This window comes from Pseudomonas sp. GL_117, from assembly GCF_057835125.1.
In genome coordinates, this window is the sequence record NZ_CM174418.1 from 1,669,029 (window position 1) to 1,683,244 (window position 14,216).

At 61.8% G+C, this 14,216-nt stretch carries 17 protein-coding genes; 9 read left to right on the forward strand and 8 right to left on the reverse strand.

What is annotated here, in order from left to right; all coding sequences use genetic code 11:
- Positions 1-20: 20 nt before the first annotated feature.
- The 3 genes from AC3ISR_RS07465 to AC3ISR_RS07475 form a co-directional block, all read right to left on the reverse strand.
- Positions 21-989, reverse strand: a complete 969-nt coding sequence (locus tag AC3ISR_RS07465) for a FecR family protein (protein ID WP_463984408.1) — start codon at positions 987-989, stop codon at positions 21-23.
- Positions 986-1,525 carry an RNA polymerase sigma factor gene (locus tag AC3ISR_RS07470; RefSeq protein WP_305392229.1) on the reverse strand — a complete coding sequence of 180 codons (540 nt, stop codon included), beginning with the start codon at positions 1,523-1,525 and terminating at the stop codon, positions 986-988. Before AC3ISR_RS07470 ends, AC3ISR_RS07465 begins: the two co-directional genes overlap by 4 nt.
- A gap of 172 nt (positions 1,526-1,697) precedes the next feature.
- Positions 1,698-2,714: a DUF4917 family protein gene (locus AC3ISR_RS07475; protein ID WP_192299250.1), complete on the reverse strand. Its 1,017-nt coding sequence runs from the start codon at positions 2,712-2,714 to the stop codon at positions 1,698-1,700.
- Between the two features lie 123 nt (positions 2,715-2,837).
- Here AC3ISR_RS07475 and yiaY point away from each other — a divergent pair, with 123 nt between their 5' ends.
- The 6 genes from yiaY to AC3ISR_RS07505 all read left to right on the forward strand — a co-directional run bounded on the left by yiaY (position 2,838) and on the right by AC3ISR_RS07505 (position 9,303).
- Positions 2,838-3,986: an L-threonine dehydrogenase gene (gene yiaY, locus AC3ISR_RS07480; RefSeq protein ID WP_192299249.1), complete on the forward strand. Its 1,149-nt coding sequence runs from the start codon at positions 2,838-2,840 to the stop codon at positions 3,984-3,986.
- A 91-nt stretch (positions 3,987-4,077) separates the two neighbouring features.
- Complete coding sequence (locus AC3ISR_RS07485) at positions 4,078-4,752, forward strand: NAD(P)H-binding protein (RefSeq protein WP_463984409.1); 675 nt, start codon at positions 4,078-4,080, stop codon at positions 4,750-4,752.
- Complete coding sequence (locus tag AC3ISR_RS07490) at positions 4,752-5,672, forward strand: LysR family transcriptional regulator (RefSeq protein ID WP_192299247.1); 921 nt, start codon at positions 4,752-4,754, stop codon at positions 5,670-5,672. The genes AC3ISR_RS07485 and AC3ISR_RS07490 overlap by 1 nt, the downstream gene beginning before the upstream one ends.
- A gap of 111 nt (positions 5,673-5,783) precedes the next feature.
- Positions 5,784-6,977 carry a CaiB/BaiF CoA transferase family protein gene (locus AC3ISR_RS07495; RefSeq protein WP_192299246.1) on the forward strand — a complete coding sequence of 398 codons (1,194 nt, stop codon included), beginning with the start codon at positions 5,784-5,786 and terminating at the stop codon, positions 6,975-6,977.
- Positions 6,974-7,915 (forward strand): hydroxymethylglutaryl-CoA lyase, encoded by a 942-nt coding sequence (locus AC3ISR_RS07500; protein ID WP_489324671.1) that lies wholly within the window; start codon positions 6,974-6,976, stop codon positions 7,913-7,915. Before AC3ISR_RS07495 ends, AC3ISR_RS07500 begins: the two co-directional genes overlap by 4 nt.
- 59 nt (positions 7,916-7,974) lie before the next feature.
- Complete coding sequence (locus tag AC3ISR_RS07505) at positions 7,975-9,303, forward strand: MFS transporter (RefSeq protein WP_192299244.1); 1,329 nt, start codon at positions 7,975-7,977, stop codon at positions 9,301-9,303.
- A 7-nt stretch (positions 9,304-9,310) separates the two neighbouring features.
- Here the strand turns inward: AC3ISR_RS07505 and AC3ISR_RS07510 are convergent, their stop codons facing one another.
- A complete protein-coding gene (locus AC3ISR_RS07510) occupies positions 9,311-9,796 on the reverse strand; it encodes a DMT family transporter (RefSeq protein WP_192299243.1) in 486 nt (161 codons plus the stop codon).
- Between the two features lie 77 nt (positions 9,797-9,873).
- Between AC3ISR_RS07510 and AC3ISR_RS07515 the strand changes: the two genes are divergently transcribed.
- From AC3ISR_RS07515 to AC3ISR_RS07525, 3 genes are all read left to right on the forward strand, one after another.
- Positions 9,874-10,839: a LysR family transcriptional regulator gene (locus AC3ISR_RS07515; RefSeq protein ID WP_463984411.1), complete on the forward strand. Its 966-nt coding sequence runs from the start codon at positions 9,874-9,876 to the stop codon at positions 10,837-10,839.
- A 21-nt stretch (positions 10,840-10,860) separates the two neighbouring features.
- On the forward strand, positions 10,861-11,502 hold the full coding sequence (locus AC3ISR_RS07520; RefSeq protein WP_192299241.1) for a LysE family translocator: 642 nt from the start codon (positions 10,861-10,863) through the stop codon (positions 11,500-11,502).
- A gap of 119 nt (positions 11,503-11,621) precedes the next feature.
- Complete coding sequence (locus tag AC3ISR_RS07525) at positions 11,622-12,149, forward strand: DUF4142 domain-containing protein (protein ID WP_192299240.1); 528 nt, start codon at positions 11,622-11,624, stop codon at positions 12,147-12,149.
- Between the two features lie 62 nt (positions 12,150-12,211).
- On the opposite strand, the gene AC3ISR_RS07530 is transcribed toward AC3ISR_RS07525, so the two are convergent.
- From AC3ISR_RS07530 to AC3ISR_RS07545, 4 genes are all read right to left on the reverse strand, one after another.
- A complete protein-coding gene (locus AC3ISR_RS07530) occupies positions 12,212-12,712 on the reverse strand; it encodes a methylated-DNA--[protein]-cysteine S-methyltransferase (protein ID WP_192299239.1) in 501 nt (166 codons plus the stop codon).
- A gap of 92 nt (positions 12,713-12,804) precedes the next feature.
- Positions 12,805-13,137, reverse strand: a complete 333-nt coding sequence (locus tag AC3ISR_RS07535; protein ID WP_192299238.1) for a hypothetical protein — start codon at positions 13,135-13,137, stop codon at positions 12,805-12,807.
- A gap of 55 nt (positions 13,138-13,192) precedes the next feature.
- Positions 13,193-13,333, reverse strand: coding sequence for a hypothetical protein (locus AC3ISR_RS07540; protein ID WP_192299237.1), 141 nt, complete (start codon positions 13,331-13,333; stop codon positions 13,193-13,195).
- Positions 13,311-14,204: a LysR family transcriptional regulator gene (locus AC3ISR_RS07545; protein ID WP_192299236.1), complete on the reverse strand. Its 894-nt coding sequence runs from the start codon at positions 14,202-14,204 to the stop codon at positions 13,311-13,313. Before AC3ISR_RS07545 ends, AC3ISR_RS07540 begins: the two co-directional genes overlap by 23 nt.
- Positions 14,205-14,216: the final 12 nt, after the last annotated feature.

Genomic DNA, 14,216 nt, shown 5'->3' on the forward strand with positions numbered 1-14,216 from the left:
AAAATATTCTCAAATAGGTGTTATTTGCTTGCATCGATCCTGATGATGCCATCGGCTGAGGTCACGGTTTTTACCGGCAGCAGGGCCGGGAGGGCGCTGAGCAGGGCGTCCGGATCGTTTACGTCGAGGTTGCCCGAGACCTTCAGTTGCGCCACGGCATGGCTGACCTGCATCGGGGCTTGCGGGCGGTAAAGGCCCAGTTCGTCGATCAGGCTGGCCAGCTCGCGATTGCGAAATGCCAGGTGCCCGCTGCGCCAGTCGGCGACTTCTTCGCCGGTGAGGCTTTGCTGCTGCAGGGTGCCCTTGGCGTAGTTGAAGGTGGCGCGTTGTTGGGCTCCGAGCAGTGCGACGGGGCTTTTGGCATCGGGTGCGAAGGCGACCTGGCCATGGGCGACGCTGACCACCAGTTGCTGCTGGCTGCGGCGCACGTCAAAACCGGTGCCAACCACCCGTACATTCGCTGCGCCGGCTTGTACGAACAGTGGGCGTTCCTTGTCAGGCGCGACCTCTATGTACAACTGGCCTTTGTCCAGGTGAAGAATGCGCTGGTAGGCGCTGAAATCCACGCGCACGCGGGTGTTGGCGTTTACATACAAGGTGCTGCCATCGGGCAGGTTCAACGTGCGCATGCCCTTGGCGTGGGCGGCAACCTGGGTGTGAAAAAGCTCGCGTGGCGTGTCGATCCTGTTGGCCAGCACGGCGCAGACCAACGCGGCGGCCACCGCCAGAGCCGGGCGCCACATCGGCGCTTTGCGCTTGGGCAGCGCCACGGGTTTGTTCAGTTGCTGCAATTGGGCGAGGTCGGCCCACAGTTGCTCGAACTCGGCATAGGCGCGGGCATGTGCAGGCTCGGCCTGCCAGGCGGCAAAGGCCTTGCGCTCGGTACGGTCGGGGTCGTTGCGGTTGCGGGTAAACCAACTGGCGGCTTGGGCGTCGATAGAGTCGATCTCTTCGATGTCCATTGCGTCTGTGTCGCTCAGGCGGTTCATTCTGGCTGCTCCGTGCCGGGTTCGTGTTGAAGGCGTCGCTTGCAATGCAGGAGGGCGAAGGCGATGTGTTTTTCCACCATGCTGGTGGAAATCCCCATGCGTTCGGCGATCTGCGCCTGGCTCAGGCCTTCGAAGCGGTGCAGCATAAGGGCTTCTCGGCGGCGGGGCGAGAGCTCGGCGAGGACTTCTTTCAACTGTTCCAGGCGTTGCAAGCGCTGCACGGCGGCCATGGGCTCGTTGTGCTCGTCGGTGACCGGCTCGGCATCCCGTTCGGCCTGATCGCTGTGGACGGTATGGCGCACCTTCTGTTTGCGCCAGTGATCACGCAGCAGGTTGCGTGCCATCTGGAACAGAAACGCCCGCGGCTGCTCGACCTTGGCGCGGTCGCGGTAGTCCAGCCATTGGGTGAAGACGTCCTGGGTCATGTCCGCAGCGTCGCTGGCGTTGTCCGTGCGTTTGCGCAGGAAATACAGAATATCTGTATAGAACCCGCGAAAGGCATCGGCCGACAGCGGGTCGGGCTTGGGGCGAGACATGAATATCCTTCTTGACGAAGCGCGACGTAGGAAAGTCGCGAATGGTATCGAGAACTATTGCTATTTGTCTCTAAAAAAGTGGGAGAGGCCTTGCCCTCGATGACCCTGGTTCAGCCAACGCATGCAGTGGCTGACACTCCGGCATCGGGGCCACGCCCCTCCCACATTTTTCTCAGCGTTCGACGGGCACGGACAGTGCAGGATTGCCCAACGCATGGGTACGCGCGGCAAAGAACCTCAGTTCCACATCGGTTCCCTCGAATAGCTGCGAATACCGCCGCTTCTGCTGACGAATAAACCCATCACTGCGTCCCGACACCGAAATCGCCAAGGTGGTCAATCCCGCCTGGCGAATCGCATCCACCAAGTGTTTGTCCTGTGCCCCCAATTCGTGGCCGAAGATGCACAACGCCCCTTCATGGGTCAGCAATTGCTCATAGCAGAACGACAGGTAATCCGAACTGCGGATGGTCTTGAGCTTCTCTTCAACCTTGCCCTCGCTGACAAACAGTGGCACATCGTCGAGGGTCTTGATCGTGTTGTTGATCGCAAAGCTGCTGAGCAAGGTGCTGTCGGTGGTCGGCAGCTTGCGTGCGGTGCCGTCGAGGTTGCGCACCAGGTGCAGACCGCCGTGCAGGTAGAGGATGCGCGTGGCGTCGGTGCGGGTGTTGCGCAGGTCGAAGCTGGCGTCGGCGCTGCGGAACAGGTCGTCAATGCCCGGCGCGTGCAGAATCGCCCAGTAGTTGAGCAAGTCGTAGTTGCTCGTGAATACCGTGGAGTAGCTTGCCAGTTCGCGGTTGATCGTCGCCAATGTCGACGGTTGCACCAGGCGCCAGGGGATATGCACGGCGTGGATGGTATTGATCAGCGCTTCCTTGATCGCGTAGTAGCGATTGCGCGGCGCCGCCGAGCTGACTGCCAGCGCCTTGTTGACCCGGCTGGTGGTTTTCAGGGCACCCAGGGCTTGCTCGAAACTGCGGGTTTGCAGCGCATCGAACACGCTGAGCTCGGATTGGCTCAGGGGCTTTTCTTCGACGGTGCGGGCGTTTTCGAACAGCGAGTCGTAGGCAAAGTCTTCCCAAATCGTACGGCTGGCGCCGTTGCCGATCAGAATCCCGCTGAAGTCGATCGCGCTGCGCAGGGCGCTCCAGTCTTCAAGGTGGGCGTCAATATCCTGGAAATCCTTCATTGCGGCGGGTCTACTCGAAATCGGCTGGGCGGTGACTTTATCACGAGCGGGCGTTGATCCTGATCAAGATGCGCTGCGCGCCACGGGTTGATTCTGTAGGCATAAAGCCTCTGAGGATTCGCCATGAGCAGCACCTTCTTTATTCCCGCCGTCAACATCATGGGCACTGATTGCCTCGACGAAGCCATGACTGCCATTCGCAACTACGGCTTTCGCAAGGCGCTGATCGTCACCGACGCCGGCTTGGCCAAGGCGGGCGTGGCCCACATGATCGCCGAGAAACTGGCGATGCAGGACATCGACTCGGTGATCTACGACGGCGCCAAACCCAACCCCAACGTGGAAAACGTCGAGAACGGCCTGGCGCTCTTGCAGGCGAGCGCCTGCGATTTTGTGGTGTCCCTGGGCGGCGGTTCGCCGCACGACTGCGCCAAGGGCATCGCCCTGTGCGCCACCAATGGCGGGCATATCGGCGACTACGAAGGGGTCGACCAATCGAGCAAGCCGCAACTGCCGCTGGTGGCCATCAACACCACCGCCGGCACCGCCAGCGAGATGACCCGTTTCTGCATCATTACCGACGAAACCCGCCACGTGAAAATGGCCATCGTCGACCGTAACGTCACGCCGCTGCTGTCGGTCAACGACCCGGCATTGATGGTCGGCATGCCCAAGGGCCTCACCGCCGCCACCGGCATGGACGCCTTGACCCACGCCATCGAAGCCTACGTGTCCACTGCCGCCACGCCGATCACTGACGCTTGCGCGATCAAGGCCATCGAACTGATCAGTGCCAACCTGCGCCTGGCCGTGCGCGACGGCAGCGACAAGGCCGCGCGGGAAAACATGGCGTATGCGCAGTTCCTCGCCGGTATGGCGTTCAACAACGCGTCGCTGGGCTTTGTGCACGCCATGGCCCACCAACTGGGCGGCTTGTACGATTTGCCCCACGGCGTGTGCAACGCTGTCCTACTGCCCCATGTGCAGAGCTTCAACGCCAGCGTCAGCGCCAAACGCTTGTGCGACGTGGGCCGCGCCCTGGGCGCCGACGTCAAGGGCATCACCGTGGAAGAGGGCGCCCAGGCGGCCATCGCGGCGATTCGCAGTTTGTCCCAGGACGTCGACATCCCCGCTGGCCTGCGTGAACTGGGCGCCAAGTTGCAGGACATCCCGCTGCTCGCCACCAACGCCTTGAAGGATGCGTGCGGGCTGACCAACCCACGGCGCGCGGATCAAAGGCAGATAGAAGAGATCTTTCGCAGCGCTTTCTAGCGGGGCAGTGACGAGCCGCAAGCGTTAAGCTACAAGTGAAATCGCATTCAACTTGAAGCTTGAGCTTGCGGCTTGCCGCTGAGGTCCCCCTATGAGAGTTCTGTTATTCGGCGCCACCGGCATGGTCGGCCAAGGTGTTCTGCGTGAATGCCTGCTGGCCGCTGACGTGCAGGAAGTGGTCGCGGTTGGCCGCACGCCCCTGACCCAGGAACACGGCAAGCTGCATCAGGTGTTGCACAGCGACATGCTGGATTTCCAACCCCTGGAAAACCTGCTGCAAGGTTTTGATGCGTGCTTCTTCTGCCTCGGCGTTTCGTCGGCGGGCATGAGTGAAACCCAGTACACCCACCTCACCTACGACCTGACGTTGGTCGCGGCCAGCACTTTGGCGCGGCTCAATCCGCAGATGACGTTTATCTATGTGTCCGGCGCCGGTACGGACAGTTCCGAGGCGGGTAAGTCGATGTGGGCGCGGGTCAAGGGCAAGACCGAGAATGCCTTGCTGCGCTTGCCGTTCAAGGCGGTGTATCTGTTCCGGCCAGGGGTGATCCAGCCGCTGCACGGGGTGCGGTCGAAGACGCCGTTGTACCAAGGGTTTTATACCGTGCTCGGGCCGTTGCTGTCGCTTGTACGCCAGGTCAAGCCAAGTTGGGTTGTCAGCACCGAGACCGTTGGCCGGGCGATGTTGCAGGTGGCGAGCCAGGGCGCGCCACAACCGGTGGTGGAGCAGGCCGAGATCAATCGACTGGCCGGCGAGCGCCGCTGATGTTGCACAAGAGCCTGGTGCGCCGCCTGGATTTGATCACCCTGCAACTGTTTGTCGCGGTGTTTGAAGAGGGCACGCTGACCCGCGCCGCTGCGCGCGAAGCCATCGCGGTATCGGCTGCCAGCAAGCGGCTGATGGAGTTGGAGCAGGTGCTGGGCGTCAACCTGTTTGTGCGGCGGGCCAAGGGCATGGACCTGACGGCCGCCGGTGAAACCCTGTTGCACCATGCACGGCAGATGCTGTTCAACGTCGAGAAAATGGGCCTGGAACTTGGCGAACACAGCCATGGTGTACGCGGATATGTGCGGATGCTGGCCAATCTCTCGGCGATCATTCAGTTCCTTCCCGAAGACCTGCGGGATTTTTCCGCACTGCACCCTCAGGTCAAAACCGACCTGGAGGAGCGCCCCAGCAACGGCGTGGTCCAGGGTGTGCTGGATGGCGTGGCGGACCTGGGGATCTGCTCCAGCGACACCGACATCAAAGGCCTGCCCAGCGTGATTTATCGCCTCGACAAACTGGTGGTGCTGATGCCCGCGGATCACGCCTTGGCAGCCCGCGATAGCCTGGCCTTCGCCGAAACCCTGGACAGCGACTATGTCGGCCTGCACGCCGCCAGCTCGATCAATATGCGTACCCACGCCGCCGCACGGGAGGCGGGCAAGATGCTGCGCCTGCGTATTCATGTGCCGGGGTTTGATGCGATGTGCCGGATGGTCCAGGCGAACATGGGCATCGGCATTCTGCCGCGCAAGGCGTACGAATTGTTCGGCCGCGCCCTGGGTTTGCATGCCGTGCCGCTGACGGATGCCTGGTCGGATCGCAGCCTGATCCTGGTGGTACGTGATGAGGCGCAATTGTCGCCAGTGAGTCGTTTGCTCTTTGATTACCTGAGCAATACGTCTGAGTCCTACAGATAATTCTTCGATCGTTCGCCTTTCGCGAACGCTACTTGCCAACTGACGGTTGGATTTCTGCTGTATTGGCCCTCTAGTCTTGGCGCCACATTCCAAGAATAAGAGGTCCACACCATGACGGGTCCCCTGAGCGGTATCAAGGTGATCGAGATCGGCACGCTGATTGCCGCGCCGTTCGCCGCCCGGCTGATGGCCGAGTTTGGCGCCGAGGTGATCAAGATCGAAGCCATTGGCCAGGGCGATCCACTTCGCAAATGGCGAAAGCTGCATGAAGGTACGTCGCTGTGGTGGTACCTGCAATCGCGCAACAAGAAGTCCCTGGCGTTGGACCTCAAGTCCGGCGAAGGGCTGGACCTGATCAAGCAACTGCTCGGCGATGCCGACGTGCTGATCGAAAACCTGCGTCCCGGTGGCCTGGAAAAACTCGGCCTGGGCTGGGACGTGTTGCACGCCCTCAACCCCAAGCTGACCCTGGTGCGCATCTCTGGCTATGGCCAGACCGGCCCGTATCGCGACCGTCCTGGCTTCGGTGCCATTGGCGAGGCCATGGGCGGCATCCGCTACACCACCGGCAACCCGGACTCGCCTCCGGCGCGGGTCGGGGTGAGCCTGGGGGATTCCCTCGCGTCCCTGCACGGTGTGATCGGCGCGCTGATGTCGCTGTTGCGGGTCAAGACCGGGCAGGGCGATGGGCAGATCGTCGATGTGTCGCTGGCCGAAAGCGTGTTCAATCTGATGGAAAGCCTGGTGCCCGAATACGACATGCTCGGCCATGTGCGTGAACGCAGCGGCGGCGCCTTGCCCGGCATCGCGCCGTCCAACACCTACCTGACCGCCGATGGCGCCTACGTGGTGATTGCCGGCAACAGCGACCCGATCTACAAGCGCCTGATGAACGCCATCGGTCGCGCCGACCTGGGCGAAGCGCCGGAGTTCGCCCATAACGATGGCCGCGCCGCCAAGAGCGGGCTGCTCGATGCGGCGATCACCCACTGGACCAGCAGCCTGCCCATCGACCAGGTACTCAGCGCGCTGGAAGCCGCCGAAGTGCCGGCCGGACGCATCTATTCCGTGGCGGACATCGTCAGCGATCCGCACTATCAGGCGCGGGACATGTTGCTCAGCGCCGAGCTGCCCGGCGGCGTGTCGGTGAAGATGCCCGGCATCGTGCCCAAACTCTCGCAAACGCCTGGCGGGGTGAACTGGTCGGGTCCGGCCCTGGGCCAACATACGGATGACATTCTTGGCAGCCTGGGTCTTACCGGCGCCGACATTCAACGCCTGAAAACGTCCGGAGTGGTGCAATGATTCACGACTATTCAGACCCGCTGATCGTGCAGGAAGTCTCCCCGCGGGACGGCCTGCAAATCGAGCCGACCTGGGTCGAGACCGCCGACAAGATCGCCCTGATCGACCAGCTTTCACTGGCCGGTTTTTCGCGGATCGAAGCCGGTTCGTTCGTGTCACCGAAGGCCATTCCCGCGTTGCGCGATGGCGAGCAGGTGTTCCAGGGCATCCAGCGCAAGGCCGGTGTGATCTACGTGGCGTTGATCCCCAACCTCAAGGGCGCCCAACGCGCCATCGAGTCCCGCGCCGATGAGTTGAATCTGGTGATGTCTGCCAGCCAGACCCATAACCTGGCCAATATGCGCATGCGATGCGAGGCGTCGTTGGCGGCGTTCGGCGATATTGTCAGCTTTGCCGCCGACCATCCCGTGCGCCTCAACGCCAGTATCGCCACCACCTTTGGTTGCCCGTTCGAAGGAGCGATCGATGAGGATCGCGTGCTGCAGATTGTCGATGCTTATCGCGAGCTGGGCATTCAGGGCATCAGCCTTGCCGATACCACCGGAATGGCCAACCCGCGTCAGGTCGAGCGCCTGGTCAAGCGTGTGCTGGAGCGCGTGCCCGCCATTGACCTGACCCTGCATTTCCACAACACCCGCGGCCTGGGGTTGTGCAACGTGCTGGCGGCCTACGAGGCGGGGGCCCGGCGGTTTGACGCGGCCCTCGGCGGCCTTGGCGGCTGCCCGTTTGCGCCGGGGGCGTCGGGCAATATCTGCACCGAAGACCTGGTCAACCTGTGCGAAGAAGTGGGCATTCACACCGGGATCGACTTGCCGCACCTGCTGCACCTGTCCCGCCAATTGCCGGCCTTGCTGGGGCATGAATTGCCCGGCCAGGTGGCCAAGGCCGGGCGCAATTGCGACCTGCATCCACCACCGGCGTACATCGCCACGCTGTAACCCCGCACCAGACAACAAAAACAATCGGGCGCCCGTGAGCAGCCCGCTGGAGAGAAGACATGAGCACTAATCCGTTAGAGGCCGGCGCGCGGCCGGCAGTTGAAGTCGACCCGATCAAAGCCGTGGTCAACAAGGTCGCCTGGCGCCTGATGCCCCTGATCATGGTCTGCTATCTGTTCGCCTTTTTTGACCGTATCAACATCAGCTTCGCCAAGTTCCAGCTGCAGGCCGACCTTGGCCTGAGCAACACTGCATACGGCTTGGGGGCTGGGCTGTTTGTGGTTGGCTATGTGATTTTCGAAGTGCCGAGCAACATGATGCTCTACAAGGTCGGGGCTCGCCGGTGGATCGCGCGGATCATGGTGTCCTGGGGGCTGGCGACGGCGGCTATGGTGTTTGTCACGGCTGAGTGGCAGTTCTACGTGCTGCGCTTTCTGATTGGCGCCATGGAGGCAGGCTTTGCGCCGGGCGTGCTGTATTACCTGACGCTGTGGTTTCCCCAGGACTTCCGTGGGCGTATTACCTCGATGCTGTTCCTCGCTTCGGCGTTTGCCGGGCTGGTGGGGGCGCCGTTCTCCGGGCTGGTGCTGGAGCACATGGACGGTGTGCTGCAAATGCGCGGCTGGCATTGGCTGTTCCTGCTCGGCGGTATGCCGTGTGTGGTCTTGGCGTGGATGGTGCTGACGCAGTTCAAGGACCGTATTGAAGATGCGCCGTGGCTGAGCGCCGAAGAAAAAACCTTGCTCTCCAGCCGCATCGCCGTGCATGAGGTCCACAAGAAGGGCTCGCTGCTCCAGGCCCTGCGAATTCCCGGTTTCCTGATGCTGGGGCTGATCTACTTCCTGATCCAGGTAGCGTCCTACGGCCTTAACTTCTGGGCACCGCAATTGATCCGCAGCACCGGTATCGAAAGCTCGGTGGTGATCGGCTTGCTGACCGCCATCCCCTATATCTGTGGTGCGATCACCATGGTGCTGGTAGGACGCTGGTCGGATGCCACTGGTGAACGCCGCAAGTTTGTCAGTGGGTTGGTGGCATTGGGCGCGGTAGGGTTTTTCTGTGCCGGTATCTTTGACGACCACACCACGTTCCTGATCGTGGCGCTGGGCCTGTTGGGTGCGGGGATCATTGCTGCCATCCCGACCTTCTGGACCTTGCCGCCCAAACTGCTGGCCGGCGCGGGTGCCGGTGCGGCGGGCGGGATTGCCTTGATCAACACCCTGGGACAACTGGGCGGTATTGTCAGCCCGGTGATGGTTGGGCGGATCAAGGACATCAGCGGCAGCACCACCCCGGCGCTCTACGTGATTGGTGTGTGTGCGTTGATCGCCGCTGCGCTGTTGTTGTGGGGGCTGCCACAAAAGCTGCGTACGTCCGACAAGCGTTGACGAATTATCACGCTGCGGCCAAGGCCTTGGCTGGCGTGGCGCTGAACTGAATCAACGCCACCCCGCCAATCAACAACAACGCCCCCAGCACCCGGGGCGTTGTCAGTTGGCGCTCCGCCAGCCCAAACAGGCCAAAGTGATCGAGCAGCAACGAGGCGAGCATCTGCCCGGCCATGGCCAGTGCAATAAATCCTGACGCACCGAGCTTGGGCAACAGCATCAACGCCAGGGAAATAAAACACACGCCAAATGCGCCACCGGCCCACATCCACAACGGCGCCTTGCTGATAAAACCCAGGCTCGGCAGGGGCAAGCGCAGCGCCACAATCACCGGCAGCAACACCACAATGCTTACCAGCAGCGACGCCAGGGTGGCCCACAACGGGTGGCCGAGCCCACGCCCGAGGTTGGCGTTGATCGCACTCTGAAACGGCACCACTGCTCCGGCGATCACTGCCAGCGCCAATAAACCCAGCCAATGCAATGTGGTCATCATGAATCTCCCAAAGGTTTTGCTGGACTCTAAGGTATTCGTCGCGCAAATTTAAATTCCAAGTTCTTATGCCGAGCATGCAGCTGATGAATGATCTGCGCCGCATCGATCTCAACCTGCTGGTGGTCCTCGACGCCTTGCTCAGCGAGCAACACGTCACCCGCGCCGCCGAGCGTTTGCACCTTAGCCAGCCGGCGGTCAGCCATGCGCTGGCGCGCTTGCGCGATGTGCTCGGCGATCCGTTGCTGGTACGCCAGGGTGGCGGCTTGGTACCCACCGCGCGCGCCTTGGAGTTGGCGGCGCCACTGGCCGAAGCCTTGGCCCAGGTACAGGCGTTGCTGGCGCCCAATCAATTTGATCCGGCGTCGGCCAAGCGGCGGTTTCGCCTGGCAATGTCGGACTACAGTGCGGCGATTTTCCTACCTGATTTGGTGCGCATGCTGCGCCGTGAAGCGCCGGGTATTGACCTGCAAATCATCCAGGCCAGCCGCGAGGGCATGGTGGATGGGGTGCTTAATGGCGATCTCGACCTGGCTGCCGGGGTCTTTCCTGACATGCCGGCGGAACTGCGGACTACACCGCTGTTTGAAGAGCACTACACCTGCCTGGTGGACCGCAACAGCTTGCCGGAGGGTGGCACGCTGGACCTGCCCACCTACCTCTCGCGCCCCCATGTGTTGCTGGAAATGCGAGGCAGCGGCACGCCGGAAATCGAGCGCGCATTGACGGCAATCCGTGAGCGCCGGCATGTGGCGATCAGCCTGCCACACTGGGGCGTGGCGCCGCAGTTGATCCAGGGCACGGATCTGATTTTGACGGTGTCGTCGCGGGGCTTGCTGAACATCGATCACCGGCATTTGGTCGCGGTGGCGCCGCCGTTTCATATTCCGTCGTTCGCGTTTGAGCTGGCGTGGCACGTGCGGCGGGGTGGGGATTCGGGGTTGCAGTGGTTGCTGGGGCGGATGCGGGGTGTATTGACTGATATAGAAGTGTGTTCAGCATTGCGCTGCGAGGTAGAACATGCAGAATCTTTCCACCCTTAACCGTCCGTCAGAGTCGCGCCCATGACCCCCTCCTTGCTGCTCGCCGTCCTCGCTTCAGGTTTTATCTACGGTATTACCCCGGGTCCAGGCGTCCTCGCCGTATTCGGCATCGGCGCCGCCCGTGGCCGTCGCGCCGGGGCGGGTTTTCTGTGTGGGCACTTGTTGGGCGACGTGGTGTGGTGCAGCACGGCGCTGATCGCCATCGTTGGTGCGCGGGAGGTGGGCAGCGGTGCATTTGATGTGCTGGGCGTGCTCAGCGGCCTGTATCTGTTCTGGCTCGGCTGGCGTGCGATCCGCACCCAGCGCCGCAGCAGCGATGCACCGCAAGGCGCTGCGCGGCATCCGTTCTGGCACGGCATCCTGTTCGGCCTGACCAATCCCAAGGCATACCCGGTGGCGGTTGCAACCTTTACGGCGTTGTTGTCCAGTCGTGCCGAGTTGCTGACGTGGTCGATGTTGCCTGCGCTGATCTTCCTCAGCTTCGTCGGTGGCGTGCTGGCCTACGCGATCCTGATTGGCGTGGTCGGCGCCCAGCGGGTGCGCACGGTGTATCAGCGGCATGAAATCCTCATCACCAAGCTTTGTGGGGTGATGTTTATCGGCTTTGCCATCAATGCGTTGGCCCATGCGCTGCCGGGCCTGTTTGCCAGTAAACCGGCGTGACGCAATCACGACCGTTCGTCGCACTGGCAAGTTTTTTCTAAACCTTTGCCGCCCTGAAAATTCGAATTCAGGGCGGGGTGTATTCCCCCTCGCCTAATTTTGCCCTGGAGGAACCCATCATGAGCCGCATGGCTATCCGGTTACGCACCGCCAGTTTCGCGATGCTGCTGGGCCTCGGCGCCAGCAATGCTTTCGCCCAGTCGCCTGCTGAATTCATCGAGCAGGCCTCGGCCAAAGGGATGGCCGATATCGAAACCAGTCGCATGGCCCACGCCAAGACCTCGTCCCAGGAAATCAAGGATTACACCATCGAGGTGATCAACGAACGCACCCTGGCCAACCAGCACCTGGCGGCCATCGCCAAGAAGCTGGAGCTGCCGGTGGCGCCGCGGGAAAAGATCGTCGACAAAGCCGAAACCTTGATGCCCGAGCTCAAGGACGGCGACTCCTTCGACGCCGCCTACACCGCGCAACAGGTCAAGGAAAACGAAGACGCCATTGCCCTGTTCAAACAGGAAGGTGCGGCGTCGGATGTGCCGGAAATCAAGGCGCTGGTGGATGAGACGTTGCCCAAGTTGCAGGAGCGTCTGCAAAAGGCCCGTGCCCTGGCGTCGACCTACGGTAAAGGCCATCAAGGCGACGGTTGAGTGTCTGGCCGGAACTGAAAAACGGCGGTTGGAGCCTCTCCAACCGCCGTTTTTTATTCGCTCTAGAACGCCATTTCCGCCTGGCCGGTGCCTTCCAGCGCAAGCAGGTATTGCTTGGCTTGCAGGCCGCCGGCGAACCCGGTCAGTTCACCCGAGGCGCCAATCACCCGATGGCACGGTGCGATGATCGAGATCGGGTTGCGCCCATTGGCCGCGCCCACGGCGCGCACGGCCTTGGGGTTGCCGATCTGCCGGGCGATCTGGCTGTAGCTGCGGGTTTCGCCGAAGGGGATGGTCAGGAGTGCCTGCCAGACCTGTTTCTGAAAGTCGGTGCCGCTGAAGTCCAGCTCCAGCGTGAATTGACTACGGGTGCCGGCGAAATATTCCTGCAACTGGCGCTCGGTTTCCAACAGCACCGGGCTGCTGTTGGCCTCCTGCAATTGCCCCAGGCGTACACGGTTGGCGCGCTCTTTTTCCCACAGGATCGCGCTGAGCTTGCCGTCGCGCGCCACCAGGGTGAGCTGGCCGACCGGGGAGGGCATGAGTTTGTATTCGTAGGGCATGGGTGGGCTCCTGTGGGCGAACGTCATGGCGCCACTGTAATTGTATCCGCCCGGTTGGAAACTACGTTTCTTGCGATTGAATTTTCCTGGGCCTAGAAGTTCCAGTACACCCAGTTGGCGTAGAGCGGGTACCAGTAAATCCAGGAAATGTTATACAAAGCCTTAAGAAATGAGGCTGTTCCCGTCAGTAAAAGTGAAATGACATTGAACGCGGTGATAATTGAGGCGAACACGGTCAAGCGTCGGTTGGCATGTTGCCTGGCCAACCGTATGCCATAAGCCGAGGCGACGATCGATCCTGCCGCGATGACCGGTCCGATGAAAAACGGCAGCCTCATAAACGACAGTAGCAGCGGCAAGACCAGTACCCAGCCGACCACCTGGCGTCGTATGGCCTTTGGCGTGTGTTGCTGGGGTTCTAGCATGGGCGTGATCTCGGTGTCAGGGGGGAGGAGCTGACATCATTTAGAGATCAACTCGTCACCACAGTCGGACTTTGCTGAAGTGGCGCTGGCGGTCTTGTTGCAGACGCTTCAGCGCCGCCGCCGCGGCTTCTTCGGCAATGATCTCGAAGTATCCTTCGTAAACATTCTGCTTGCTATCGAGCGTCTGCCACTTCACCTATCACCCTCATAAAGGCTTGTACTGATAGGTTTTTTTCTACATCACGAGTCAGTACCAACAACTGTGCACACGCATCCACTTCCACCAAAGGCCTGTACGTCACGCCCTTGTGCATCAAGCTTTGCGCGCATTGCGGCACCAACGCCACGCCTTGCCCTGCCGCCACCAGGGCAATGATCGAGGTGATCTGTCGGCCGGTCGGCCCCGCGCGCAGGGGCTGCCCATGCTCGCGGTACAGCTGTTCGATGGACTGGTTCAGTCCCGATCCATGATCCGCCGGAAACAGGATCAGCGGATAAGCACTGAGCTGCGCCAAGCTCACCTGCGCCTGGCGCGCCAACGGGCTGTCGCTGGCCAACGCGGCCACCAAGGGTTCCTGGCCCAGCGACAGTGCCTGCACTTCACTGCTTTGCGGCAACCGGCGGCTCAAGCCAATGTCCAGGCGCCCGTCCGCCACCTGCGCGCCGAGGCTGCCGGAGGCGCATTCCACCAGGGTCAGCTGCACGTCGGGAAAGCGTTGGGCAAAGGCATGAATCACCTGGCTGAACAGGTCCGACAAGGCAATCGAACTGACATACCCCAATGCCAGTTGCCCAGCGGTGCCTGCGGCCAGTTTGCCGGCGATCACCTGTGCCAGCTCCACCTGTTCCAGCACACCCCGCGCATAGGGCAAGAACGACCGGCCTTGAGCGGTAAGTGTCACGGTGCGGCTGGTGCGATCGAACAGCTTGAAACCCAACTCGGCCTCCAGCGCCGAAATCTGCCGGGTCAGCGGTGGCTGGGCCAGGTGCAGGCGAATGGCGGCTCGACCGAAGTGCAGTTCTTCGGCGACCGTCAGAAAGTACCGCAGCTTGCGTAGGTCGAGCATCCTGGCCCTCGG